We start from the raw sequence: 25,177 nt of genomic DNA on the forward strand, positions 1-25,177 counted from the left end.
GTCCCGAGGATCTGCGTACACAGGAGAGTGATCCTCGATCCTTTCTTCGTTCGACGTCAAACAATCGCCAGTCGAATCCTCGGGACAAGCCCGAGGATCACGGCCTTGGGCGATACAATCGCAAACAGGCAGACGTTGAAGCGGTCAGGGACTCCGCATCCATGTCTGCCGTCGCGGTCCCGGCCGGATGTGGGCAGCCGGGACCGCTCCCTTCCTCCAAACGGAACAGCACAGCATGACGCTTTTTCGAACCGTCGAGCCGGCGGCCGAGCCGGTGACGCTTGCCGATGCGAAGGCGCATCTGAGGATCGCGCACGACAGCGAGGACGCGCTGCTTCAGGGACTGATCCGCGCCGCGCGCGAGGATCTGGAACGGGCGACGGGCGTCGCCCTGATCGACCAGGACTGGCGGCTGGCGCTGGATGCATGGCCGAGCCAGGGCTGCGCTCTGCTGGCCGTTCACCCTGTGCGCACGGTGCTGTCGGTGACGGCCTTCGGCACTGAGGGCGAGGCCTCGCTGATCGATACGGCCGACTACCAGCTGGACACGCTGTCGCGGCCGGCCAGACTGCATTTCGAGGCGCGGCCGGAGCCGCTGCGCATGTTCAACGGCATCGAAATCGACTTTTCCGCCGGCTACGGCGAGGCCGGCACCGACGTGCCCGACCTCTTGAAGCGGGCGATGCTGCTGCTCGTGGGACATTGGTATGAATTCCGCGCACATTTCGAGCCGGCCGAGCAGCCGGTCTCCTATCCCGCCGCCTATGACCGCATCGTCGCTTCGTACCGGTCGCGGAGACTGTGATGCCGACCATGTTCCTCGATCCGGGTTCGCTGCGCAGCGAGCTTGCGCTGCAGGCCAATACGCCGGTGCCGGACGGGCTGGGCGGTCATACGGAGGGCTGGGCGGAGATCGCCACGGTGTTTGCGAAGATCGAGCCGGTTTCGGCGACGAGCCGGTTCGGCCCGGACCAGACCATGGAGACGGTGACGCATCGCGTGACGCTGCGCTGGCGGAATGGCGTCGCCGCCGGCATGCGCTTCGTCAGGCAGGCAAGAATTTTCGACATAGTGACGGTGCACGATCCGGACGACACGGGGCGTTACCTGGTGTGCCGGACGAGGGAGATTGGCCCTTGAAGATCGCGATGCAACTGACGCTAGACGGGATGGTGCGCGCGCTGCGCCTGAAGGCGCATGCTGCTGGGGAAGACTACGAAGAGGCCGAACGGCAGGCGGTGTTGCGCAACGAAAGGGCGCTGACGCTGCTTTCTGCGGAGTCACAGCGTCTGTCGCTGGAGGCTGGCGATGAATTCGGCCGCTGAGCTGCAGAAGGCGATCTTCGGCGCGCTCGGGGCGAACGCCGCGCTGACCGCGCTGGTCGGCACGCGCATCCTCGACCATGCGCCGGCCAACGTCGCCTTTCCCTACATCACCTTCGGGCGAACCAGCGTCTACGACTGGAGCACCGGCACCGAGAGCGGCGCCGAGCAGCTTTTCACGCTGCATGTGTGGTCGAAGGCGAAGGGCAAGAAGGAGGCGCTGGAGATCATGGATCTGGTGCGCGGGACGCTGCACGACGCAGCGCTTGAGCTCGAAGGGCACAACCTGGTCAACCTCAGGCTCGAATTCTCAGAGGCTCGGTATGACGACCGCAACGAGGCGCATCACGGGCTGCTGCGGTTCAGGGCGGTGACGGAGGGAGTAGGGGAGTAGGGGAGTAGGGGAGTAGGGGATGCCAACCCTCGTCATGCTGGCTCGCCAACTGCTTGCGCCCGGTTGCTCCGCTATTTGCCCAAGGCTTTTCCCCACTGCTCTCCCGTCCCCCTGTTCCCGTACTCCCCTATTCCCTTACTCCCCTTGCTTAAACAAAGGAGACCGAAAAATGGTCGCACAGAAGGGCAAGGACCTTCTTCTGAAGATCGACAATGGCGGCAGCTTCGTGACGGTCGCTGGCCTGCGCTCCAAGCGCATCGCCTTCAACAGCGAGACGGTCGACATCACCGACGCGGAGTCGGCCGGGCGCTGGCGCGAACTGCTGGCGGGCGCGGGCGTGCAGCGCGCGGCGGTTAGTGGCTCCGGTATCTTCAAGGATGCGCAGTCGGACGCGCTGATGCGCCAGCGCTTTTTCGCCGGGGAGATCGTGGGCTGGCAACTCGCCGTGCCGGATTTCGGCACGGTCGAGGGACCGTTCCAGGTCACGGCGCTCGAATATACGGGCAGCCATGACGGCGAGGTGACCTTCGAGGTGGCTCTGGAATCGGCAGGGCCGATCGGCTTCACGGTGGCGCCATGACGGCGAACAGGAGGCGCGGCGAGATCGATGCCGAATTCGACGGCAAAGCGTACCGGCTCTGCCTGACGCTCGGCGCGCTGGCCGAACTGGAGGCGGCCTATGCGGCCGACGATCTCGGCGCGTTGGTCGAGCGTTTTTCGCGCGGCCGCCTGTCGGCCCAGGACATGATCCGCGTGATCGGCGCCGGGTTGCGCGGCGCCGGCAACGAGATATCCGACGACGCCGTGGCGGCGATGCGTTCGGAGACGGGCGCGGCGGGATTTGCCGCTGTCGTCAGCGACCTTCTGACCACGACTTTCGGAACTGCCGGGGCCGAAACGCCAAACCCTTGAGCGCCGCGGCAGGCAAGCCGAACGAATTCCCGTGGGACAGCGTCATGGCCACGGCATTCGGCCTGCTGCGGCTTTCGCCAAACGAGTTCTGGTCGATGACGCCGCGCGAGATGGAACGCGCGATGAGCGTGCTCGGCAGTCGAACGAGCGCGCCGGGGCGAAACGATCTGGCGGACCTGATGCAACGGTTCCCTGACGGAGAAAGAGGCGAGCGGCATGGCTGAGGACGTCACCGTCAGGATCAATGCGGACACGCAGCCTTTCCAGGACGCGCTGCAGAATCTGGAAAGACTGTCGGCGAGTTTCGGCTCGCAGCTTTCGGGCGCGCTGAGGAGCGCGGCCGTCAGCGGCAGGGATCTCGACGACATCTTGCGGCGGATCGGGCTCAACCTTGCGGGGCTGGCGCTGGAGCAGGGGTTGAAGCCGCTGCAGTCGCTGGCAGGCGGGCTGTTCTCCAACCTGTTCGGCGGACTTGCGGGACTTATGCCTTTCGCCAAGGGCGGCGTGCCCGGGCATGTCGTGCCCTTCGCGGCCGGCGGTGTCGTGTCGGCGCCGAGCTATTTCCCGCTCGGCAGGAATGTCGGCGTGATGGGTGAGGCCGGGCCGGAAGCGATCCTGCCGCTGCAGCGCTCGGCCGACGGGCGGCTTGGCGTGGCGGCTGCCGGCGGAGGCGCCAGCGTCAACGTCGTCTTCAACGTGACGACGCCGGATGCCTCGTCGTTCCGCAAGTCGGAGGCGCAGGTGACGGGCATGCTGGCCAGGGCCGTCTCGCGCGGAACGCGAACCTTCTGAGGAGACCAATGTCCGAGCTATCGAGCCTTCACGACGTGCGCTTTCCGCTCGCCGTATCGTTCGGCGCTACCGGCGGACCGGAGCGCCGCAACGAGATCGTCACGCTGACTTCCGGGCGCGAGAAGCGCAACGCACGCTTCTCGCAGTCGCGCCGGCACTACGATGCGGGGACGGGCGTGCGTTCGCTGTCGGATTTGCATGACGTGCTTGCCTTCTTCGAGGCGCGGCGCGGCTCGCTGCACGCGTTTCGCTTCCGCGATCCGTTCGACATGAAATCCTGCCGGCCGGAGGAAGAGGTATTGGCGGCGGACCAGACGATCGGCGTCGGCGACGGGACGGCGGCGCGCTTTGCGCTGACCAAGACCTATGGCGAGGGCGGGGATGCCTATCGGCGGCTGATCGCGAGGCCGCGGCCGGAAACGTTGCGGGTGGCGGTGGACGGTGTGGAAAAAGCGACGCCTGAAGACTGGAGCTTCGACTTCGCTACCGGTGAAGTGGTGTTCGCGACGGGCAGCATTCCCGGTGCGGGCGAGGAAGTTACGGCCGGCTACGAGTTCGACGTGCCGGTGCGCTTCGACACCGAACGCATCGCGATCAGCCTGACGGCCTTCAAGGCCGGACAGATCCCGTCCATCCCATTGATCGAGGTGCAATCGTGAGCGCCTGGCCGGAGGCGCTGGCCGCGCATCTTACCCGCGAGGTGACGACGGTCTGCCATTGCTGGCGGCTGACGCGCCAGGACGGCCAAGTGGCGGGTTATACCGATCACGACCGGCCGCTGACCGTCGCTGCCGGGCTCTATGCGCCGCGGACGGGACTGGCCGCCAGCGAGGCGCGCGACACGCTGGGGCTCGCGGTGGACACGGTCGACGTCGAGGGCGCGCTGTCGTCGGACGATATCAGCGAGGAGGATATCGCGGCCGGGCTCTATGACGGAGCGACGGTAGAGACCTTCCTGGTCAACTGGCGGCAGCCTGATGATTTCGTGCTGCTGCGCAAGGCGACCGTCGGCAAGATCACGCGGACGGACGGGCGCTTCGTGGCGGAGCTCGAAAGTCTGGTCCATGCGCTCGACCGGCCGAACGGGCGTTATGTCAGTCGAAGCTGCGACGCGGAACTCGGCGACGCGCACTGCCGCGTCGACCTCGACAATCCGGATTTCACCGGCACGGGGTCGTTGGTGGCCTACGAGGCGCCGTCGACGCCTGTCGTGACCGGGCTCGACAGCTTCCAGGCAGGATGGTTCACGCATGGCGTGCTGACCTGGACGACTGGCGCCAGCGCCGGACGCAGCGAACGCGTGGAGGAGCATCGCAGGGACGCGGCGGGGACGGTGCTGGTGCTGCGGCCCGGAAGCGGGATCGTCGCGGCGGCAGGCGATACGTTCCGGGTCGTCGCCGGCTGCGACAAGAAATTCGCGACCTGCAAGGCCAAATTCGCCAACGCACTGAATTTTCGCGGCTTCCCGCATCTGCCGGGTAACGACACGGCCTACAGCTATGTCGTCGATGGTGGCCGGTTCGACGGTGGGCCGGTGGTGCCGTGAGCGAACCAGATTCAGCAATCGCCAGCCAGGTGATCGACGAGACGCTCACCTGGCTGGGCACGCCCTATCGGCACCAGGGACGCAGGAAAGGCGTCGGCTGCGACTGCATCGGGCTCGTGCTCGGCGTCTGGCAGGGGCTCTACGGTACGGTACCTGAGCAGCCGGTTCCCTATGCGCCCGACTGGGACGAGGCGGGCACGGAAAAGTTGCTGACCGGCGTGGCTCGGCATTTTCGCGAGAAGCCGAAAGACGAGATGGCGGGAGGCGACCTGCTCATATTCCGCTGGCGGCCGCACCTGCCGGCCAAGCATGCCGGGATTCTGATCGGACAGGATCGCTTCGTACATGCTTATGAGAGCATGGCCGTGTCGCTGTCGGCGCTGGTGCCGCAGTGGCGAAGGCGGGTCGCCGGCGTCTTCGCCTTTCCGGAACGAAATCCAGTCAACTGAGATCGGACGCGCCGCATGGCAACCATCCTGCTTCAGGCCGCGGGCGCGGCCATAGGCGGCCTACTCGGTCCGATCGGCAGCGTGATCGGCGCGGCGGCAGGCGCGCTCGCCGGTTATACGATCGACCAGGCGCTGATCAACGGGACGCGCCGCATCGAGGGGCCGAGGCTGTCCGGTGCGCGGCCTTTCACCGCCGAGGAGGGCGCGGCGCTGCCGCGCGTCTACGGCACCGCGCGCGTCGGCGGCATTATGATCTGGGCGACGCGCTTCGACGAGAAACGCAAGACCCAGCGGCAGGGCGGCAAGTCCGGGCCGAAGCTCACCGAATACAGTTATTTCGCCAACGTCGCCTTCGCGCTCTGCGAGGGCGAGATCGCGGGTATCCGGCGCGTATGGGCGGACGGGCGCGAGATCGACCGCGAGAGGATCGAGCTGCGCGTCTACCGCGGGACGGAGGCGCAGGCCGCCGATCCGCTGATCGCCGCGAAGCAGGGCGCGGGCAACACACCGGCCTATCGCGGCACGGCCTATGTGGCGATCGAGCGCTTTGCGCTGGCCGACTACGGCAACCGTATCCCGCAATTCCAGTTCGAGGTGCTGCGGCCCGTCGGCGAGCTGCCGAAGAAGATACGGGCGGTCTCGCTGATCCCGGGCGCGACCGAATACGGGTTGTCGCCATCGCTGGTGACGCGCAAGCACCGCGAAGGTGAGACGGAGGCGGTGAACCGCCATACGCTGCTGGAAGGCAGCGACCTCAGTGCCTCGCTCGACGAACTGCAGATGCTCTGCCCGAATCTCGCGCATGTCGCATTGGTCGTCTCGTGGTTCGGCGACGATCTCAGGGCAGGGCATTGCCGGGTACGGCCGGCGGTGACCACGACCAACGGCTCGGGTTTCTCGAGGGACTGGCGGGTGTCGGGTCTGTCGCGCGGCGCGGCGATGGTGGTCTCTACGCATGGCGACGGCGCGGCCTATGGCGGCACGCCGTCCGACCGCAGCGTGATGGACGCCATCGCCGAGATAAAGGCGCGCGGGCTGAAGGTGACGCTCTATCCCTTCATCATGATGGATGTGCCTGATGGTAACGTGCTGCCCGATCCTCACGGCAACCCGGCGCAGCCGGCCTATCCCTGGCGCGGACGCATAACCGCTGACCCAGCGCCGCTGATGCCCGGCACAGCCGACCGCACGGCTGCGGCCCGCGAACAGATCGAGGATTTTCTCGGCAATGCGTTGCCGGGGCAGTTCTCGGCTTCCTCCAATACGATCAATTTTTCCGGTTCCGCCGGCGACTGGAGGTTCCGGCGCTTCGTGCTGCATCACGCGAAGCTGGCGCAGGCGGCTGGCGGCGTCGACGCCTTCCTCATCGGTAGCGAACTGCGCGGTCTGACGACATTGCGCGACGAGAACGACGCGTTCCCATTTGTCGCGGCGCTCTGCGCGTTGGCGGGCGAGGTGCGCACCATGCTCGGGGCCTCGACCACAATCACCTATGGCGCGGACTGGAGCGAGTATTTCGGACACCATCCGCTCGACGGCACCGGCAATACCTATTTCCATCTAGATCCGCTGTGGGCTCATCCCGCTATCGATGCGGTGGGTATCGACAACTACATGCCGCTGTCTGACTGGCGCGACGGCGATCACGCGACAGGCAATCCGGATGGTTTTGCGGGTCCCTACGATCCGGCCGGGCTGAGAGCGGCGATAGCGGGCGGCGAAGGTTTCGACTGGTATTATCCGACTTTCGAGGCAAGGCGCGGACGCGAGCGCGCCCCGATTACCGACGGAGCTTTCGGCAAGCCCTGGATGTTCCGATACAAGGACCTGAAAAGCTGGTGGTCCGAGCCGCACTTCAACCGCATCGGAGGCGAGGAGGCCGCGGAGCCGACGGGCTGGGTGCCTGAGAGCAAGCCGTTCTTCTTCACCGAGGTCGGCTGTCCCGCGACCGACAAGGGGCCTAACCAGCCCAATGTCTTTTCCGATCCGAAGTCGGCGGAGAGCACGCTGCCCTATTTCTCCAGCGGCGGGCGTTCGGACCTCGCGCAACAGCGGTTCCTCATGGCGCACCAACGCCATTGGGATCCGGGGAGCGACGGTTTCGACGAGACGGACAATCCCGTCTCGACGGTCGATGGCAGGCGAATGGTCGATCCAGAGCGGCTCTATGTCTGGGCCTGGGACGCGCGGCCCTATCCGGCCTTTCCGCTGCGCTCCGACCGCTGGTCGGATCATGGCAACTGGCACTACGGCCATTGGCTGAACGGCAGGCTCGGCAATCCTGACGTCGGCACGCTGATCAACGCGATCCTCGCCGATCACGGCCTGCCCGCCGCTGATATCGACGGTGCGGACGGGACGGTGCACGGCTATGTGATCGACGAGCCCGGTTCGGCGCGCGGGGCATTGGAGCCACTAGTCGAGCTGTTCGGCCTTGCCGTGCTTGAGACGCCCGGAAGCCTGGTCTTCCGGAGCGGCGCCGCCCCGGCGGCCGGGTCGGTCGAGATCGCCGAAATGGTCTCGGACGGACGCGATCCGGTCACGGAAACAGTGCGCCAGCCGGACCACCAGCTGCCGGCCGAGGCGGTGCTCAGCTTTCGCGACCCGCTAGTTGAATACCAGGTGATCTCGGTGCGTCACGCGCGAACGGGCGAGCTGGGCAGCCGGCAGCACGCGATCGGTTTTCCCGGCGTGCTTGAGGCCGGGCAGGGCAGGGCGCTGATCGGCGAATGGCTGCGCCGCACCTGGACCGAGCGCGAAAGCGTGGCCTTCGCGATGACGCAGCCGAACGAAGATGTCGTGCCTGGCGCTGTCGTGCGCCTGCCAGGCCGCGAGGACGACTGGCTCGTCACCGAGATCGAGGACGGGCTGGTGCGAAAGGTGTCGGCACGGCAGATTCTGCGTGCGGCGGGAATGCAATGGCAGTCGGCCAATCCGGATGCGATCGCCAACGCCCCGCCGCCGGCCATCGGGCAGCCGCTGGCGCTGTTCCTCGACCTGCCGACGGGCGCGGGGCCGGGCGCGGCGGAAGACCAATTCCGCCTCGCCGCATGGCAGAAGCCGTGGCGGAGCCAGGCGGTCTTCGCATCGCCCGAAGATACCGGCTTCACGCAGCGCACGACCATCGCCCTACCGGCCGATGTCGGCGTGCTGGCCGAGCCATTGCCGCCGGGCGTCGTCGGGCGCCGGGATCATTCCGTCACGCTCACCATCGAGCTGTATGGCGGCGAGTTCTCCAGCATCAGCCGCGCGCAACTGCTGAACGGCGCGAATTCGGTCGCGATCCGCTCGACCGGTGGCGCGTGGGAGGTCGTGCAGTTCGAGACGGCGGAAGAGATCGCGCCTGAAATCTGGCGGCTCGGCGGCCTGCTGCGCGGCCAGCTCGGCACGGACGATGCGACCACCGCGGGCGCTGCGGCGGGGGCGCATCTGGTCGTGCTCGACGATGCCGTTCAGCCGGCGGGATTGCTCGCCAGCGAGGCCGGGCTGCTGCTCAACTGGCGCGTCGGCCCGGCAGGGGCCGATCTGTCCGGCGCCGATTTCTCCGATCATTCGGGGATCGGAGGGCTGCGCGCGTTGCTGCCGCTGTCACCGGTGCATGTCAGGGCAACGAAGGACGGTTCGGGCGACGTGGCGCTGTCGTGGGTCCGGCGCGGACGCATCGACGCCGACAGCTGGACGGCGAGCGACATACCGCTCGGCGAGGAGCGCGAGGAATACCAGGTCCAGATCGCGCATCCAGGCGGAGCGCTGGTGCGGACCGCGACGACGCTTCAGCCCGGCTTCGTCTACGACAGCGCCGACATCGCGGCCGATTTCGGCGCGCCGCCGGACGAGATCGACGTGACCGTGCGCCAGCTCAGCCTAGCAGCCGGCTGGGGCATTCCGGCCACGCGTCGCCTTTCGCTTCTCTGAACTCCAACCATCGAGGGAAACAATGACCAACTCCAAGCCGTGGTATCTTTCGCGCACCATCTGGGCCTCGCTGATCACGATTCTGACGGCGGCCGCCGGCATTCTGGGGTTGCCCGTCGCCGGCCTCGACAATGCCGCGCTGACCGAGACGCTGCTCCAGGCGATCACCGCGATCAGCGGCCTGGTGGCGATTTTCGGGCGGCTGGGCGCGAGCAGCAGGATTGGATAGAACCGGCTCGATGGCGCGGAATCGACGAAAATTCTGCCTTCACGTTCATTCCCCGTTCAGCGGCAATGGGCTAGAAAGCGTGTCATGAAGACGTTCCGCGCCATATCCAGCCTTGCCGCGCTCGGCCTTTTCTTGGCCGGGCTGCTTGGCGCCGGGCCGGCCGCGGCGGCGGACTGCTACGGCATAGGGCAGCAGATCGCTGCTCAAAACGGCGGGCAGCTGGCCAACGTGCGCGAGGCGAACAAGGGCGGACAGACTGTGTGCGTGGTCGTGGTGCTCGTTCCGGGCAAGGATGGCGGGCGCCCGCGTCGCGAGGAATTCACGGTTCCCGCGAATTGACGCGGGCTGTGCTTTCCATGCATCCGGTTTGTGCCCATTTCTGATCCCGTCCCGGACAACAGGATTCTCTCATGCGAATACTCGTCGTCGAGGATGACAAGGAGCTCAACCGCCAGATCTCGGAGGCTCTGACGGACGCCGGCTATGTCGTCGACAAGGCCTTCGACGGCGAGGAAGGGCATTTTCTCGGCGACACCGAGCCCTATGACGCGGTGGTGCTCGACATCGGTCTGCCGCAGATGGACGGCATCAGCGTAGTGGAGCGCTGGCGCCGCGACGGCAAGAAAGTGCCTGTGCTGATCCTGACGGCGCGCGACCGCTGGAGCGACAAGGTTTCCGGCATCGACGCCGGCGCCGACGACTATGTGACGAAACCCTTCCACATCGAGGAAGTGCTTGCGCGGGTTCGCGCGCTCATCCGCCGCGCAGCGGGGCATGCCTCGTCGGAGCTGACCTGCGGGCCGCTGAGGCTCGACACCAAGGCGTCCAAGGCTGATATCGACGGCACGCCGCTGAAGCTCACCTCGCACGAGTTCCGGCTGCTCGCCTATCTGATGCATCACATGGGCGAGGTGGTGTCGCGCACCGAGCTGGTCGAGCATCTCTACGACCAGGATTTCGACCGCGATTCCAACACGATCGAAGTGTTCGTCGGGCGGCTCAGGAAGAAGATGGGCGTCGACATGATCGAGACGGTGCGCGGCATGGGCTATCGCATGCGCGAGCCCGAGGCCTGAACGGCAGGACATGGCGGCGCGCTCGTCCGGAATGACGTTCGGCCCGCGCTCGCTCGCCTTCCGCGTCATCGCCTTCTCGACGGGCTGGGCGATCCTGGCGCTGATCGTCATCTCGACGGTGATCTCGACGCTCTACAGGCAGGCCAGTGAGCGCGGCTTTGACAGCCTGCTTTCGGCACATCTCTTCAACCTGATCGGTTCGGTCGGCGTCAACGAGCAGGGCGTGCTGAGCGGCAGCCCCAATCTCGGCGACCTGAGATTCTCCGAGCCGAATTCCGGCTGGTACTATTCGGTCGAACCGGTCTCCGAGGGGCTGACCGGGGAAATCCGCTCGACCTCGATGACCGAGGCGATCCCGTCGCCACCCGTCTCGGAGGTGCCGTTCAATCCGCAATTCCAGCGCAGCTATCTTGCCGACGGCCTCGCCGGCGAGGAGCTGATCGTCGTCGAGAGCGAGTTCGTGCTCGATGCGGCGAACCGGATCGCGCGCTTCCGCGTCATGGGCAACCGCAGCGAGCTGGAGGACGAGATCGGCACTTTCGACCGGCGTCTGTTCACCTACCTGTCGCTGTTCGGCATTGGCATGATCGCGATCAATGCCATGGCGATCCTGCTCGGGCTGAGGCCGCTCAGCCGGGTGAGGAACGCGCTGGCGATGGTACGCGAGGGCCAGGCGCAGAGGCTGGATGGGCGTTTCCCGGCCGAGATCGAGCCGCTCGCCAACGAAACCAATGCGCTGATCGAGAACAACCGCCGCATCGTCGAGCGCTCGCGCACGCAGGTCGGCAATCTCGCCCATTCGCTGAAGACGCCGCTGGCGGTGCTGATCAACGAAGGCCGCGCGCTCGGCGGCGCCAAGGGTGCGCTGATCTCGGAGCAGGCCGCGGCAATGCGCGAGCAGGTCGATCACTATCTTTCCCGCGCCCGCGTCGCGGCGCAGCGCGACAGCGTCGTCTACCGCACCCCGGTGACGCCGCTGCTCGAGCGCCTGGTGCGGGTGATCGAGAAACTCGGGCGTATGAAGGTGTCGCTAACCCCGCCGCCTGACGAGATAGTCTTTGCCGGCGAGCGCGAGGATCTGGAGGAGATCATCGGCAACCTGCTCGACAATGCCATGAAATGGGCGAAGAGCCGCATAGCGGTGTCGGTGCAGGAACTGCCGGCCGTCGCCGGTGAGGCGCAGAGGCGTTTCGCCGTCATCATCGAGGATGACGGTCCGGGTATCCCTGAGGAGATGGCGCGCGAGGCGCTGAAACGCGGCAAGAGGCTCGACGAGACGAAGCCGGGGACGGGTTTGGGTCTTGCCATCGTTTCCGAACTGGTTGGCGAATATGGCGGCAAGCTGTCGTTGGACCGGTCCGCACTCGGCGGCCTGAAGGCGACGGTCGAACTGCGCAGCGTCAGCGGATGACGGCTCCATGCGATCCCGGCGGGAGACCTGACCTTCGGAACCGGTATGATCCCACGGAAAGCCGTTGTATTAGCCGGATCGGGCCTTGCGAATCTCCGCCATGGCGTTCGGGCCAAATTTCGGACAAATATGGCACCTAACGCGAGGTCTTCGATGAGGTTTGTCGACATTGGGTGAGGCCGGCCTAAAAATGGCGGTTTTCTGCGCTTCCGGTGCTTTTATACGGAGTGTACGCACCGCTCAGGTGCTCGAAACCCACCGTTTTCGGCCCGGTCTGGCCCGAATCTCTTCAAACCTCGTGCGGCGTTGTCGAACCGGGTGACATCCATGAAAATTCAGGTGGCGTCCTTCGCCGCGACGATAGTCCTGTCAGTGGCCGTGTCGGGCTGCTCGACCATCGGATCGGACGCCGGACGGACTTCGGCGGCGGCCGGCTCGACCGCTCCGGCAGCGCCCGAAACCATCATTTCGGCGATGGACGGCGGCCTGATCGGCGGAGCGATCGGTTCCAATCTCAGGGAGAGCGACCGCCGCGAGGCCCTGCAGGCGGAATATCGCGCTCTGGAATATACGCCGGCCGGGAAGCCAGTTGACTGGCAGGGGGCGGGCGGGGTCTCCGGCTCGGTGACGGCGGCGCAGCCCTATCGCGTCGGTTCGCAGGATTGCCGGCAATATACGCATGCGGTTTCGAACGGGGGCCGCAACCAGACCGCGCGCGGCACCGCATGCAGGAACCCGGACGGCAGCTGGACGCCGCTGACCTGACGTTTTGTTGAACGGGAAATGCTGCGGACCGGCCGTTTCCGACAATCCGCCGCAGACACTCGATATTGGCAGCTGCCGTGCCGAGGGCTATTTGAGACAGCATGCTGTTTTGGGTCATAGCCGCCTTGCTGACACTGGGCGCCAGCCTCGCGGTGCTCCTGCCGCTTGCCGGCCGGAGCGCCGTTCGTGCGGCTGACGGCGCGCATGACCTCGAAGTTTATCGCGACCAACTCGCCGAACTCGACCGCGATGCCGGGCGCGGACTGATCCAGCCCGCCGAGGCCGGCGAGGCGAGGGCGGAGATCGCGCGCCGCATCCTCAAGGCCGGCAAGGCCGCGGCGGCCGGCTCGGTGGGTCTTGGCGGCGGAAGCACGCGTGCACTCGGCGTGGCCGCCGTGCTCGCCGTCCCGCTGGTCAGCTGGGGCATCTATACGGCGATCGGTTCGCCTGATCTGCCTTCGCAGCCGCTGGCGGCCCGTCTCGAAAAGAACCCGGCCGATGCGACTGTCGACGAACTGGTCGCGCGGGCCGAGGCGCATCTTGCCGCCAATCCGCAGGATGGTCGCGGCTGGGATGTTCTGGCCCCGATCTACGCGCGGCTCGGCCGCTTTGACGAGGCGGTGACGGCCTACAGCAACGCAATTCGCCTCGACGGCGCAAGTGCCGGGCGTGAATCCGGGCTCGGTGAGGCGCTCGCCGGTGTGGCCGGCGGAATGGTGACGGCCGAGGCGCAGGCGGCCTTTTCCCGGGCGCTGCAGCTTGAGCCGGGCCAGCCGAAGGCGAGATTCTTCCTTGCGTCGGCGCTTGCGCAGGAAGGCAAGGTCGCCGAGGCGCTGGAAGCCTGGCAGGCGATGATGATCACTCTGCCGCCGGATTCACCCTGGAGGGGGGCCGTGGCGCAAGCCGTCCAGGAGGCGAACAGCAGGCTGGCGGCTGCCGGAAACGAGGCGCCGCCGGGACCGACGCAGCAAGAGATCGACGCGGTGGCGAGCATGTCCGCCGAAGACCGCACCGCTATGATCGAACAGATGGTGGCCGGGCTGGACGAGAGGCTGCGCGAGAATCCGCGCGACCTGGAAGGCTGGCAGCGGCTCGTCCGTTCTTACCATGTGCTCGGCCGCGGCGACGAGGCTCGCGATGCGCTGAAGCGCGGCACGGCGGCGCTGGGGCAGGACAGTGCGGAAGGCAGGCAGCTTGCCGAGTTCTCGACCTCGCTCGGCCTGACGGCGGCGGAATGAAGCGATGACGCGCAAGCAGAAAAGACTTTCGGTGATTGCGGGCGGGCTGGGTTTCCTCGCCGTGGCTGTCGGCCTGACCTTCTATGCGCTCGGCCAGAAGGCGTCCTATTTCTACATGCCGGCCGATCTGGCCAATGTGACACTGGAGCCGGGCCAGCGCATCCGGCTCGGGGGACTGGTCGAGAAGGGCACGATCGTTCGCGACCAGGGGACCGAGGTGGAATTTTCCGTCACCGACACCGAGCGTTCGGTGAAGGTTGCCTATTCCGGCATTCTGCCCGATCTTTTCCGCGAGGAGCAGGGCGTCATCACCGAAGGCAGCTTCGGGCCGGACGGCGTGTTCGTCGCCGACAGCGTGCTCGCCAAGCACGACGAGAATTACATGCCCAAGGAGGTCGCCGACAGCCTGAAGGCCAAGGGCGTCTGGCAGGAGGAAACGCAATGAGGCGGACCGCGCATGGTTGAAATCGGCCACTTCGCGCTCGTTCTGGCCTTCGCGCTGGCGCTGGTGCAATCGGTCGTCCCCCTCGTCGGCGCACGCACGAGCAACAGCCGCATGATGGCGGTCGCCGAGCCGGTGTCGATGGCAGGCTTCGGGCTGGTGCTGCTCGCTTTCGCCGTGCTGACGGTCTCCTATGCGCAGTCCGATTTCTCGGTGGCGAATGTGTGGGAAAACTCCCATTCGCTGAAACCCTTCATCTACAAGATCACCGGCACATGGGGGAACCACGAGGGCTCGATGCTCCTCTGGGTGCTGATCCTGACGTTCTTCGGCGCGCTGGTCGCGCTTTTCGGGGGCAATCTGCCGGCGACCCTGCGCGCGACGGTGATCTCGGTGCAGGGCTGGATCGGCGCCGCCTTCCTGCTTTTCATCCTGGCGACATCGAATCCCTTCGCCCGCCTTACCCCGGCGCCGATCGAAGGGCGTGACCTCAACCCGATCCTGCAGGACATCGGCCTCGCCATCCATCCGCCGCTGCTCTATCTCGGCTATGTCGGCTTTTCTGTCTGCTTCTCGTTCGCCGTCGCGGCCCTCATCGACGGACGTATCGATGCGTCCTGGGCGCGCTGGGTGAGGCCGTGGACGCTGGCCGCCTGGTCGTTCCTGACGGGCGGCATCGCCATGGGCTCCTACTGGGCCTATTACGAACTCGGTTGGGGCGGCTTCTGGTTCTGGGATCCGGTCGAGAACGCGTCGTTCATGCCATGGCTGGCCGGCACCGCGCTGCTGCATTCGGCGATCGTCATGGAAAAGCGCTCGGCGCTGAAGATCTGGACGCTGCTTCTGGCGATCCTCACCTTCTCGCTGTCGCTGCTCGGCACCTTCCTGGTCCGCTCCGGGGTGCTGACCTCCGTGCACGCCTTCGCCACGGATCCGAGCCGCGGCGTCTTCATCCTCTGCATCCTGACGGTCTTCATTGGCGGATCGCTGGCGCTCTTCGCGTTGCGCGCGCCGAGCTTGACCGCGGGCGGTCTGTTCCAGCCGATTTCGCGCGAGGGCGCGCTCGTGCTCAACAACCTGTTCCTGACGACGGCGACGGCGACGGTGCTGGTCGGCACGCTCTATCCGCTCGTCGTCGAGGCGTTGACCGGCGACAAGATCTCCGTCGGCGCGCCGTTCTTCAACCTGACGTTCGGGCCGCTGATGATACCGCTTCTGGTGCTGGTGCCGTTCGGGCCGCTGCTCGCGTGGAAGCGCGGCGACGTGCTCGCAGCCGCCCAGCGGCTGATGACCGCCTTCGCCGGCACACTGCTTGCCGTGCTCGCAACGATGCTCTTCATCGACGGGGCCACCGTGCTTGCCGCGCTCGGCATTGGGCTTGCGACCTGGCTGGTGCTTGGCGCGTTGACGGATCTTGCGCTGAAGGCCGGCTTTGGAAGCGCATCGCCGGGCACGATGCTGCGGCGCCTCACCGGCCTGCCGCTCTCGATGTTCGGGACGGCGCTGGCGCATCTCGGCCTCGGCCTGACAACACTCGGCCTCGTCGGCGTACTTTCCTTCGAGAGCGAACACATCCTGACGATGAAGCCGGGAGAGACGACTGAAATCTCCGGTTACGTGCTCCGCTTCGACGAGATCGCGCCGGTCCAGGGGCCGAATTTCACCGAAAGCCGCGCCAAGTTCTCGCTGCTGGACGCAGCCGGCAAACCCTATGGCGAAATCGTCTCGTCGAAGCGTTTCTATCCGGTGCGGCAGATGCCGACGACGGAGGCCGGCATCAAGACGATGGGATTGAGCCAGCTCTACGTGTCGCTTGGCGATGAGACGGCGGACGGCTCGCTGGTCGTGCGCATCTGGTGGAAGCCTCTGGTCACGCTGATCTGGGGTGGAACGCTGGCGATGATGGCGGGCGGCGCGGTGTCGCTGTTCGATCGCCGGCTGCGGGTCGGAGCGCCCGCCCGACGCCGCCGCGAAGCGATAGAGCCGGCAGCAGCGTCATGAAACGAGCTGTCCTGCTTGCAGTGTTGGCGATGGCGCTTTGGCATGGCCCGGCTGTAGCAGTCGAACCCGGCGAAGCGCTTGCCGATCCCGCGCTGGAGGCGAGGGCGCGCGCTCTGTCGACCGAACTGCGCTGCATGGTCTGCCAGAACCAGTCGATCGATCTTTCCGATGCCGAGCTGGCGCACGACCTGCGCGTGCTCGTTCGCGAACGGCTGATGGCGGGCGACAGCGACGAAGAAGTCCTCGACTATGTCGTGTCGCGTTATGGCGAGTTCGTCCTCTTGAAGCCCAGCTTCAGCCTGCGCAATGCGCTGCTGTGGGGTACGCCCGTGCTCTTGCTGGTAGCGGGAGCCGGCGTCCTGTTTTACTCGCAGAGGAGGCGGAGATCGGAGGCTTCTGCGCTCACGGAGGAAGAGACGGCGGAACTCGACCGCATCCTGGGCGCAAACCCGAAATCGCCAGAGACGAGCCTTTAAGCTCAGTCCGGAGGGCGGTCCGGGAGTGTGAGTTCGAACACTTCCTGCTGATCAGAAAAACCTTTCAGCGTCCGATGGCCCAGGCTGACCGTCGCCTCGCCCGTCAGAGCGGCGGCAACCTCCTTCGAGCAGACTGCGCGCCGGTCAAGCGATTTCGCGACGCCTTCCAGGCGGCTGAGATAATTTACCGTCGGCCCCACCACGGTGAAGTCGAGACGGTCGGGGCTGCCGATATTGCCGTAGACGACCGGGCCGACATGCAGCGCGGCAACGAATCGCATGCCAGCGGCAGCCGGGTCGGCGAACGCATTCGCGATGGCGCGCGCAGCCTGCAGGCACGCAGCCTGCCGGCCTTCCTCCACGCCGGCCGGGAAGACCGCAAGCACGCCGTCACCGACGAACTTCAACACATCGCCGCCCTGTGCGCGGACGGCGTCGACCACGATTTCGAAATAGGCGCCCAGCCTCTCGAGAAGGGCATCCGGCTGCAATCGTTCCGACAGGCCGGTGGAATCGCGAAGGTCGGTGATCAGAACGGCGGCGTCGATCTCGGTCGTCTCGCCGCGCAGGAAGGCGCCCTTGCCGATGCGCTCGGCCGGCCCGCGACCGAGATAGACTTCGAGCAGGCTCGCCATCGAATGGCGCATGGCAGCGGGTTCGAGCGCCGCGCCGAAGGCCGGCGCGAGATGCTCTATCAGGCGGATGTCGGCATCGGAAAAGCCGCCGGGCCGGCTTGCGCTGAAGGCGCTGACCTGGAACGACCCGTCGCCATAGTGGATGGGCAACGCAAAATAGTCGGTGCTGCCGCCCTCCGCGAGCTCGAACAGGACGGGATGGTCCTTACCGGGCACGAGGGCCTCCAGGGACTTGTGGAAGGGCTGGCGGGTTTCGATCACCCGCTCGAAAGGGCTGCCCTTGTAGGACGGCGTGGCAAGCATGCCGCGCGGTACGGTATAGGTCTCCGACCCGTCGATGCGGTTCCAGATGACACCCCATGCGCTGATAAGCGGATTGGCGACCTGCTGTCCGATACGCACCCGCAACAGCGGAACGCCCGCGCCGACCAGCCATTCGGCGAGACCTTCGACGATCTTTTCCGGCGTCGCGCTCTGTCTGGCCGGCCCGATGAGCCAGTCGATGATGGCGCGCGATTCTGCGAAAGAGGGGTCTGGGCGATCAGTCACAACGCCTTCAACATTACCAAAATTTCATATGCCGGAAATGGCGCCGTAATGTCCTGATTTCTATCTCTCTTGCCAAGGATGCGCCGAAGCATCCGGAGAAGAGGACTGAAATCAGATGACCAACTCCAGCAAGCCCATTTCCAGCGGCCGCAAGCGGCTCCTCGCCGCCGTCGCCTCGGTCGCCATCGCCGGTGCGGCCGGCTTCAGCGCCGTCACTTCCGGCACCGTTCCCGTCTTCGCCGAGGCCGTCAAGGTCGAGGCGCCACAGGCCCCCGGCTTCGCCGATGTCGTCGAGCGCGTTTCGCCCGCCGTCGTCAGCGTCCGCGTCAAGGCCAAGATCGAGCCCGCTTCGAGCGGTCCCGACGTCCAGATGTTCGGCCGCGGCTTTGAGGATCTGCCCGACGACCATCCGATGAAGCGTTTCTTCAAGGAGTTCCGCGGCTGGGGCGATCAGCAGCAAGGCCCCCGTTCCGAGCGCCGTCAGCGCCGTGGCGATGACGCTCCCCGTCCGGTCGCCCAGGGTTCGGGCTTCTTCATCTCCGAGGACGGTTATCTCGTCACCAACAACCACGTCGTCGAAGGCGGCGCGCTGTTCACCATCGTCACCGACAGCGGCAAGGAATACGACGCGAAGCTCGTCGGCACCGATCCGCGCACCGACTTGGCCGTACTGAAGGCCGAGCCGGACGGCAGCAAGTTCACCTATGTCGACTTTGCCGATGACGCCAAGGTGCGGGTGGGCGACTGGGTCGTCGCCGTTGGCAATCCCTTCGGCCTCGGCGGCACCGTGACCGCCGGCATCGTCTCGGCGCGTGGCCGTGACATCGGCGCCGGTCCGTATGACGACTTCCTGCAGATCGATGCGGCGGTGAACCGCGGCAATTCGGGTGGCCCAGCCTTCAACCTCAACGGTGAGGTCGTCGGCGTCAACACCGCGATCTTCTCGCCGTCGGGTGGCAATGTCGGCATCGCCTTCGCCATCCCCGCCTCGACCGCCCGCCAGGTGGTCCAGGATCTGATCAAGGACGGCGCGGTGCAGCGCGGCTGGCTCGGCGTCGAGATTCAGCCGGTGACGCCGGAGATCGCCGATTCGCTTGGCCTGAACAACGAGAAGGGCGCGCTTGTGTCCAACGCCCAGGATGACGGCCCCGCCAAGAAGGCCGGCGTCGCGGCAGGCGACATCATCACCGCCGTGGACGGCAAGGACGTGGCGTCGCCCAAGGAACTCGCCCGTCTCATCGCCGCTATAGCGCCCGGCAGGTCGGTCGACGTCACTGTCTGGCGCGGCGGCAAGGCTGAAACCGTCAAGGTCGACCTCGGCGAACTGCCGGGTGCCGAGAAGCAGGCGGCGCTCCAGGGCAACGACGAGGCCCCGGCCCAGACCGACCAGCTTGGCGACCTTGGCCTGACGATCACGCCGTCCGACGACGGCAAGGGCGTCGTCGTCACCGATGTCGATCCGGGCAGCGATGCAGCCGACCGCGGCCTTCAGGCCGGCGACGTGATCACCAACGTCAACTCGAAGCCGGTCTCGGGTGTCAGCGACATCGAGCAGGCTATGGAAGACGCCGCCAAGGCCGGCCGCGGAGCCGTTCTGGTTCAGGTGACCCGTGACGACGCGAGCCGCTTCGTCACTCTGCCGGTCGCCAAGGGCTGAGCAGGTCCGGGCGGGATGACGTTCCTCCAGCCGTCATCCCGCTCCTCTTCGTCAGAACTCGATTCCAAGAGGCGGGGGCGTTTTTCGGGATCATGCTCTGACGTTTCCGGCGATAGCGTCTCTCCACCCCCTGAGCCGCGTGCCGGATCCCGGACGTCCCACGATTAGTCAGTCTTCCGTGGGACGTCCGGCGGCAGCAGGCTCACCATCGCCTGCTGCCGGAAATCTCTGCCCCCGACATCCGCATTGGCCGCATTTTCGCGTATAGAAGTCCCATGAAGATTCTCATCGTCGAAGATGACCGCGAAGCCGCCGACTATCTCGACAAGGCCTTCGCCGAGGCAGGACACACCGCCCATGTGGCGCGGGACGGCGAGACCGGTTTCGCGCTGGCCGACGCTGGCGACTACGATGTCATGGTGGTCGACCGCATGCTGCCTCGCCGCGACGGCCTCTCGCTGATCGCCGGGCTGCGCTCGCGCGGCAACACGACGCCGGTGCTCATCCTCTCCGCCCTCGGCGAGGTCGACGACCGCGTCACCGGCCTGCGCGCTGGCGGCGACGACTATCTGACCAAGCCATATGCCTTCTCCGAACTGCTTGCCCGCGTCGAGGTGTTGAACCGGCGTGCCAGCTCGAAGGAGGCGGAGACGGTCTACAGGGCCGGGGACCTCGAGCTCGACCGGCTCTCCCATACGGTGAAGCGGGCCGGCCGCGAGATCACGCTGCAGCCGCGCGAGTTCCGCCTGCTTGAATATCTGATGCGGCACGCCGGCCAGGTGGTCACCCGCACCATGCTGCTTGAGAATGTCTGGGACTATCATTTCGACCCGCAGACCAACGTCATCGACGTCCATGTCTCGCGCCTGCGGGGCAAGATCGAGAAGGGCTTCGACAGCCCGATCCTGCATACGGTGCGCGGCGCGGGCTACATGCTGAAGGCTGCCTGATCGATGGCGCTCCGGCTGCCGGCGATCATGAGGACGACGGCCGCCAGGCTCTCCGCGCTCTATTTCATACTCTTCGCGCTCTGCGCCATTCTGCTCGTCCACTACATGACCTCGCTGTCGGCGAGCATCCTCACCGCGCAGACGATGGAGACCATCAACGAGGAGGTGCAGGGGCTAGACCGCGCCTATCGCCGCGGCGGCCTGCCGTTCCTGGTGCGGGTCGTCGGCCAGCGCTCGCGGCAGCCGGGCGCGAATCTCTACCTGATTGCCGACGTCAACGGCCGCATCCTGACCGGCAACGTCGAAAGCCTGGAGCCTGGCGTGCTGGAGACGGAAGGCTGGACGGAGCAGCCCTTCACCTACCAGCGCTATGGCGAAGGCATCGTCGAGCGGCGGGCGCCGAATGTCAGCGATCTCGAAGCGCCGTCCGCAACGACCGAGACCCGGCACGCGGCGATCGCGCTCGTCTCCCGCCTGCCCAACCAGATGATCGTGCTGGTCGGCCGCGACCTAGGCGAGCCGGAACGCTTTCGCGTCGTCGTGCAGCGTGCGCTGATCTTCGCGCTCAGCATCATGGCGGTCGGCGGGCTGCTGATCTGGTATTTCATCGGCCGCCGCGCCCTGAAGCGCATCGACAGCATTTCGGACGCCGGCAAGCGCATCATGGGAGGCGACCTCAGCGGGCGGCTTCCGGTGACCGGCGCGGGCGACGAGTTCGACCGCCTGTCGGAGAACCTCAACACCATGCTGACGAGGATCGCCGGTCTCAATGAGGGGCTGCGGCAGGTCTCCGACAATATCGCACATGACCTGAAGACGCCGCTGACCAGGCTGCGCAACCGAGCCGAAGCGGCGCTGGCGGGCAATCCCGAGGCGGAAGGGTATCGCGAGGCGCTGGAGGCGACGATCGCCGAATCCGACCGTCTCATAAAGACGTTCAACGCGATCCTGATGATCTCGCGGCTGGAAGCCGGCTATTCGGCGGAGCAACTGGTCAAGGTCGACCTCGCCGCGGCCACCCGTGACGTCGTCGAACTCTACGAGCCTGCCGCCGAAGAGCTCGGCGTCAAGCTGGAGGCGTCGGTTGACGGAAGTTTCATGGTCGACGGAAACAGGGAACTGATCGGCCAGGCCCTGTCGAACGTGGTCGACAACGCGATCAAATATTCCGCCGGAGCGGACGAGCCGACCGTGCGCGTCAGCGTCGAGCGAACGGACGGCGGGATCAGCCTGAAGGTGGCAGACAACGGCCCCGGCATTCCCGACCAGACCGATCGCGACCGTGCCACCGAACGCTTCGTCAGGCTGGAGCAGAGCCGCTCGCAGCCGGGTTCGGGCCTCGGCCTCAGTCTTGCCAAGGCCGTTATGAAGTTCCATGGAGGACGGCTGGAACTGTTGCCGGGCGAGCCCGGACTGACGGTGGCGATGACCTTTCCGGAGGCCAAGAGCGGGTGACGAAGACAGGCGCGGCGGCGAAGGCTAGGGGTTCCGGGCTGCGTCTCAAGCCGGACATCACTTTATTGCCTCTCGATCCCGCCGCGGCCCAGGCAGAACTTGCAGAGGCGGCCACCGCCGCAGAGGAGAACGGCCTGACGCGGCTGGCGACCTTTCTATCTGCCAAAGGCGAAGTGCAGGATTTTCTCGGGGCCGTCTTCGATCTCTCGGATTTCCTGCGCGATTGCGCCCGGCGGCGGCCCGACATGCTCGACCGGCTGTTCGACAGTACTGTCGCCGAAAGGCTTGATGCTCTGCTGAAGGAGATCGCTGCAAGCTCGCTGGCGCAGGACGTCAGCGAGGCGGGCCTGATGACGGCGCTGCGCGATCTGAAGCTCGAGGCGCATTTCCTGATCGCGCTGGCCGACCTTGCCGGCGAAGCCGATACGGCGAAGACCGTCGAGCGGTTGAGCGATCTCGCCGACGCCTGCGTCAACGCGGCGATCGACTTCCTGCTGCTCGATGCCCATCGGCAGGGCAAGCTCAAACTGCCGGAGCCGCAAAACCCCGGCAAGGGCTCCGGCTGGGTGGTCCTCGGCATGGGCAAGCTCGGCGCGCACGAGCTGAATTTCTCCTCCGACATCGATCTCGTGCTGTTTTTCGACCCGGAGGCGCCGGCAATCGTCGATCCACTTGAGGCGACGGACCTTTTCGTGCGGCTTGCACGACGGCTGGTCCGCATCCTCCAGGACCGCACCGGGGACGGCTACGTCTTCCGCACCGATCTCAGGCTGCGCCCCGACCCCGGCTCGACTCCGCTGGCAATCCCGGTCGAGGCCGCGCTGACCTATTACGAGAGCCGCGGTCAGAACTGGGAGCGCGCCGCGATGATCAAGGCGCGCCCGGTGGCAGGCGATCTCAAGGCTGGCGAGGCCTTCCTCAAGGAACTGCAGCCTTATGTATGGCGCAAGTACATGGATTATGCGGCGATTGCCGACGTCCATTCGATCAAGCGCCAGATCCATGCCCACAAGGGCCATGGCGAAGTGGCCGTGAAGGGGCACAACGTCAAGCTCGGGCGCGGCGGCATCCGCGAGATCGAGTTCTTCGTGCAGACCCAGCAACTGATCGCCGGCGGACGCTTTCCGGAGTTGCGTGGCCGCGTAACGGTGCCGATGCTCGGCGAACTCGCCAAGCGCGGCTGGATCACCGCCGAAGCGCGCGATGCGCTGACCGCGCAATACTGGTTCCTGCGCCGCGTCGAGCATGCCGTCCAGATGGTGGCCGACGAGCAGACGCATATGCTGCCCGACACGGACGAAGGGCTGGAGCGGATCGGGAAGATGCTCGGTTTCGCCGGCGAAGAGGATTTTTCCGCCGCATTCCGTGCCTCGCTGCATGAGGTCGAGCGCCACTATGCGGCGCTGTTCGAGGCCGCGCCCGAGCTTTCGTCCGGCGTCGGCAACCTAGTCTTCACTGGCGATGTCGACGATCCCGACACGCTGAAGACGCTTGCACAACTTGGCTTCAAGCGGCCGAGCGATATTACCCGGGTCATTCGCAGCTGGCACTTCGGGCGTTATCGCGCGACCCAGTCGGCCGAAGCGCGGGAGCGGCTGACCGAGCTGACGCCGGCCCTGCTCGAAGCCTTCGGCAAGACGAAGAAAGCCGACAAGGCGCTTATGCGGTTCGACCAGTTCCTGGCGGGGTTGCCGGCGGGCATCCAGCTCTTCTCGCTGCTGCAGTCCAATCCGAGCTTGCTGAAGCTGCTGGCTACGATCATGGGCGCGGCGCCGAGGCTGGCAGCCGTCATCACGCGCCGGCCCCATGTCTTCGACGGGCTGCTCGATCCGGCGCTGCTTGCCGAACTGCCGAATCGCGACTATCTGGCCGGCCGCCTCGCGGCTTTCATCCAGAATTCGGTCGGCTACGAAGAGGTGCTCGACCGGCTGCGCATCTTCGGGTCCGAGCAGAAATTCCTGATAGGCGTACGGCTGCTGGCGGGCGCGATCGATGCCAACCGGGCCGGCCGGGCTTTTTCCGATCTCGCGGACCTGACCATCGGGGCGGCGCTCGAAGCAGTGGAAACCGAAGTCGCGGGCCGGCACGGGCGCGTTCCCGGAGGCAGGGTGGCGATCCTCGGCATGGGCAAGCTCGGCAGCCGCGAACTGACCGCCGGCTCGGATGTCGACCTCATCCTGCTCTACGACCACGACTCGGAAGCCGACGAATCCGACGGCGGCAAGCCGCTGGCGCCGTCGCACTACTACGCCCGCATGACGCAGCGCCTCATCGCCGCGGTTTCGGCGCCGACCGCCGAAGGCGTGCTCTATGAGCTAGACCTCAGGCTGCGGCCGTCCGGCAACAAGGGGCCGGTGGCGACTCATGTCGATGCGTTCAAGAAGTACCAGCGCAATGACGCCTGGACGTGGGAGCATATGGCACTGACCCGCGCCCGCGTCATTGCCGGCGATACCGAGCTTGCCGCCGAGATCGAAGCTGAGGTCGCCGGGATTCTGGCGCTGCCCCGCGATCCGAAGAAAGTCGCCGCCGAGGCGGCCGAGATGCGGGCGCTGATCGAGCAGGAAAAGCCGCCGAGCGACATGTGGGACCTCAAGCTCGTGCCGGGCGGGCTGATCGATCTCGAATTCATTGCGCAGGTTGCCGTGCTTACCGGGCAGGTGCAAGGCGAGGGCAGGGTGACGGGGACCTCAGCGACGCTGGCGCGGCTGTCGCCCGGCTTTGCTGACGGCCAGACGAGGCAGGACCTGACGAACGCCTGGGCGCTTTATCTGGCGCTGACGCAGATGATCAGGCTTTGCCTCACTGGGCCGTTCGAGAAGGACGACAGCCCGCCCGGCCTCATCGACCTGCTGCTCGCCGCGACCGACCTGCCTGACATCAAGGTGCTGGAGGCGCATCTGAAGGAGACGGCGACAACGGTCCGCGGTCATTTCAAGCGCCTGCTCGGCGAGAAGCGCTGA

At 66.3% G+C, this 25,177-nt stretch carries 26 protein-coding genes; 25 read left to right on the top strand and 1 reads right to left on the bottom strand.

The window, feature by feature from the left end; genetic code table 11:
* Nucleotides 1-235 precede the first annotated feature (235 nt).
* The 21 genes from D8676_RS12735 to D8676_RS12835 all read left to right on the top strand — a co-directional run bounded on the left by D8676_RS12735 (nt 236) and on the right by D8676_RS12835 (nt 16,968).
* A complete protein-coding gene (locus tag D8676_RS12735) occupies nt 236-805 on the top strand; it encodes a head-tail connector protein (protein ID WP_121581271.1) in 570 nt (189 codons plus the stop codon).
* Complete coding sequence (locus tag D8676_RS12740) at nt 805-1,140, top strand: phage head closure protein (protein WP_121581272.1); 336 nt, start codon at nt 805-807, stop codon at nt 1,138-1,140. The genes D8676_RS12735 and D8676_RS12740 overlap by 1 nt, the downstream gene beginning before the upstream one ends.
* The gene (locus tag D8676_RS12745) at nt 1,137-1,325 is read left to right on the top strand and encodes a hypothetical protein (RefSeq protein WP_121581273.1); all 189 of its coding nucleotides are present in this window, start codon (nt 1,137-1,139) and stop codon (nt 1,323-1,325) included. The genes D8676_RS12740 and D8676_RS12745 overlap by 4 nt, the downstream gene beginning before the upstream one ends.
* Complete coding sequence (locus tag D8676_RS12750) at nt 1,309-1,716, top strand: DUF3168 domain-containing protein (protein WP_121581274.1); 408 nt, start codon at nt 1,309-1,311, stop codon at nt 1,714-1,716. Before D8676_RS12745 ends, D8676_RS12750 begins: the two co-directional genes overlap by 17 nt.
* Nucleotides 1,717-1,885: 169 nt before the next feature.
* Nucleotides 1,886-2,296, top strand: a complete 411-nt coding sequence (locus D8676_RS12755; protein ID WP_121581275.1) for a phage major tail protein, TP901-1 family — start codon at nt 1,886-1,888, stop codon at nt 2,294-2,296.
* On the top strand, nt 2,293-2,628 hold the full coding sequence (locus D8676_RS12760; protein WP_121581276.1) for a gene transfer agent family protein: 336 nt from the start codon (nt 2,293-2,295) through the stop codon (nt 2,626-2,628). Before D8676_RS12755 ends, D8676_RS12760 begins: the two co-directional genes overlap by 4 nt.
* A 44-nt stretch (nt 2,629-2,672) precedes the next feature.
* The gene (locus tag D8676_RS12765) at nt 2,673-2,852 is read left to right on the top strand and encodes a phage tail assembly chaperone (protein WP_348629014.1); all 180 of its coding nucleotides are present in this window, start codon (nt 2,673-2,675) and stop codon (nt 2,850-2,852) included.
* Nucleotides 2,845-3,420 (top strand): phage tail tape measure protein, encoded by a 576-nt coding sequence (locus D8676_RS12770; RefSeq protein ID WP_121581278.1) that lies wholly within the window; start codon nt 2,845-2,847, stop codon nt 3,418-3,420. Before D8676_RS12765 ends, D8676_RS12770 begins: the two co-directional genes overlap by 8 nt.
* Nucleotides 3,421-3,428: 8 nt before the next feature.
* Nucleotides 3,429-4,079 (top strand): DUF2460 domain-containing protein, encoded by a 651-nt coding sequence (locus tag D8676_RS12775; RefSeq protein ID WP_121581279.1) that lies wholly within the window; start codon nt 3,429-3,431, stop codon nt 4,077-4,079.
* Nucleotides 4,076-4,966 (top strand): DUF2163 domain-containing protein, encoded by an 891-nt coding sequence (locus tag D8676_RS12780; protein WP_121581280.1) that lies wholly within the window; start codon nt 4,076-4,078, stop codon nt 4,964-4,966. The genes D8676_RS12775 and D8676_RS12780 overlap by 4 nt, the downstream gene beginning before the upstream one ends.
* Entirely contained in the window at nt 4,963-5,415 is a 453-nt protein-coding gene (locus tag D8676_RS12785; protein ID WP_245426768.1) for an NlpC/P60 family protein, read from the top strand. The genes D8676_RS12780 and D8676_RS12785 overlap by 4 nt, the downstream gene beginning before the upstream one ends.
* A 15-nt stretch (nt 5,416-5,430) precedes the next feature.
* Nucleotides 5,431-9,330 carry a glycoside hydrolase/phage tail family protein gene (locus D8676_RS12790; RefSeq protein WP_121581281.1) on the top strand — a complete coding sequence of 1,300 codons (3,900 nt, stop codon included), beginning with the start codon at nt 5,431-5,433 and terminating at the stop codon, nt 9,328-9,330.
* Between the two features lie 22 nt (nt 9,331-9,352).
* Nucleotides 9,353-9,559 (top strand): hypothetical protein, encoded by a 207-nt coding sequence (locus D8676_RS12795; RefSeq protein ID WP_121581282.1) that lies wholly within the window; start codon nt 9,353-9,355, stop codon nt 9,557-9,559.
* An 84-nt stretch (nt 9,560-9,643) separates the two neighbouring features.
* Entirely contained in the window at nt 9,644-9,898 is a 255-nt protein-coding gene (locus D8676_RS12800) for a hypothetical protein (RefSeq protein WP_245426769.1), read from the top strand.
* Between the two features lie 71 nt (nt 9,899-9,969).
* A complete protein-coding gene (locus tag D8676_RS12805; RefSeq protein WP_121581283.1) occupies nt 9,970-10,635 on the top strand; it encodes a response regulator transcription factor in 666 nt (221 codons plus the stop codon).
* Between the two features lie 10 nt (nt 10,636-10,645).
* On the top strand, nt 10,646-12,046 hold the full coding sequence (locus D8676_RS12810) for an ATP-binding protein (RefSeq protein ID WP_245426772.1): 1,401 nt from the start codon (nt 10,646-10,648) through the stop codon (nt 12,044-12,046).
* 327 nt (nt 12,047-12,373) lie between these two features.
* Complete coding sequence (locus tag D8676_RS12815; protein WP_121581284.1) at nt 12,374-12,811, top strand: hypothetical protein; 438 nt, start codon at nt 12,374-12,376, stop codon at nt 12,809-12,811.
* Nucleotides 12,812-12,912: 101 nt separating this feature from the next.
* A complete protein-coding gene (gene ccmI / locus D8676_RS12820; RefSeq protein ID WP_121581285.1) occupies nt 12,913-14,049 on the top strand; it encodes a c-type cytochrome biogenesis protein CcmI in 1,137 nt (378 codons plus the stop codon).
* Between the two features lie 4 nt (nt 14,050-14,053).
* On the top strand, nt 14,054-14,494 hold the full coding sequence (gene ccmE, locus D8676_RS12825) for a cytochrome c maturation protein CcmE (RefSeq protein WP_121581286.1): 441 nt from the start codon (nt 14,054-14,056) through the stop codon (nt 14,492-14,494).
* 12 nt (nt 14,495-14,506) lie between these two features.
* Nucleotides 14,507-16,492 (top strand): heme lyase CcmF/NrfE family subunit, encoded by a 1,986-nt coding sequence (locus tag D8676_RS12830; protein ID WP_121581287.1) that lies wholly within the window; start codon nt 14,507-14,509, stop codon nt 16,490-16,492.
* Entirely contained in the window at nt 16,489-16,968 is a 480-nt protein-coding gene (locus tag D8676_RS12835; RefSeq protein WP_121581288.1) for a cytochrome c-type biogenesis protein, read from the top strand. Before D8676_RS12830 ends, D8676_RS12835 begins: the two co-directional genes overlap by 4 nt.
* 2 nt (nt 16,969-16,970) lie before the next feature.
* On the opposite strand, the gene D8676_RS12840 is transcribed toward D8676_RS12835, so the two are convergent.
* A complete protein-coding gene (locus D8676_RS12840; RefSeq protein ID WP_245426774.1) occupies nt 16,971-18,152 on the bottom strand; it encodes an adenylate/guanylate cyclase domain-containing protein in 1,182 nt (393 codons plus the stop codon).
* Nucleotides 18,153-18,267: 115 nt separating this feature from the next.
* On the opposite strand from D8676_RS12840, the gene D8676_RS12845 reads away from it, so the two are divergent.
* From D8676_RS12845 to D8676_RS12860, 4 genes are all read left to right on the top strand, one after another.
* A complete protein-coding gene (locus D8676_RS12845; protein ID WP_121581289.1) occupies nt 18,268-19,809 on the top strand; it encodes a Do family serine endopeptidase in 1,542 nt (513 codons plus the stop codon).
* A 275-nt stretch (nt 19,810-20,084) separates the two neighbouring features.
* A complete protein-coding gene (locus tag D8676_RS12850) occupies nt 20,085-20,759 on the top strand; it encodes a response regulator transcription factor (protein ID WP_121581290.1) in 675 nt (224 codons plus the stop codon).
* Nucleotides 20,760-20,762: 3 nt separating this feature from the next.
* Nucleotides 20,763-22,214, top strand: a complete 1,452-nt coding sequence (locus D8676_RS12855; RefSeq protein WP_121581291.1) for a HAMP domain-containing sensor histidine kinase — start codon at nt 20,763-20,765, stop codon at nt 22,212-22,214.
* Entirely contained in the window at nt 22,211-25,177 is a 2,967-nt protein-coding gene (locus D8676_RS12860; RefSeq protein ID WP_183097084.1) for a bifunctional [glutamine synthetase] adenylyltransferase/[glutamine synthetase]-adenylyl-L-tyrosine phosphorylase, read from the top strand. Before D8676_RS12855 ends, D8676_RS12860 begins: the two co-directional genes overlap by 4 nt.

Origin of the sequence: Mesorhizobium sp. YM1C-6-2 (assembly GCF_003666685.1) — a bacterium.
Classification (GTDB): Bacteria; Pseudomonadota; Alphaproteobacteria; order Rhizobiales; family Rhizobiaceae; genus Mesorhizobium_K.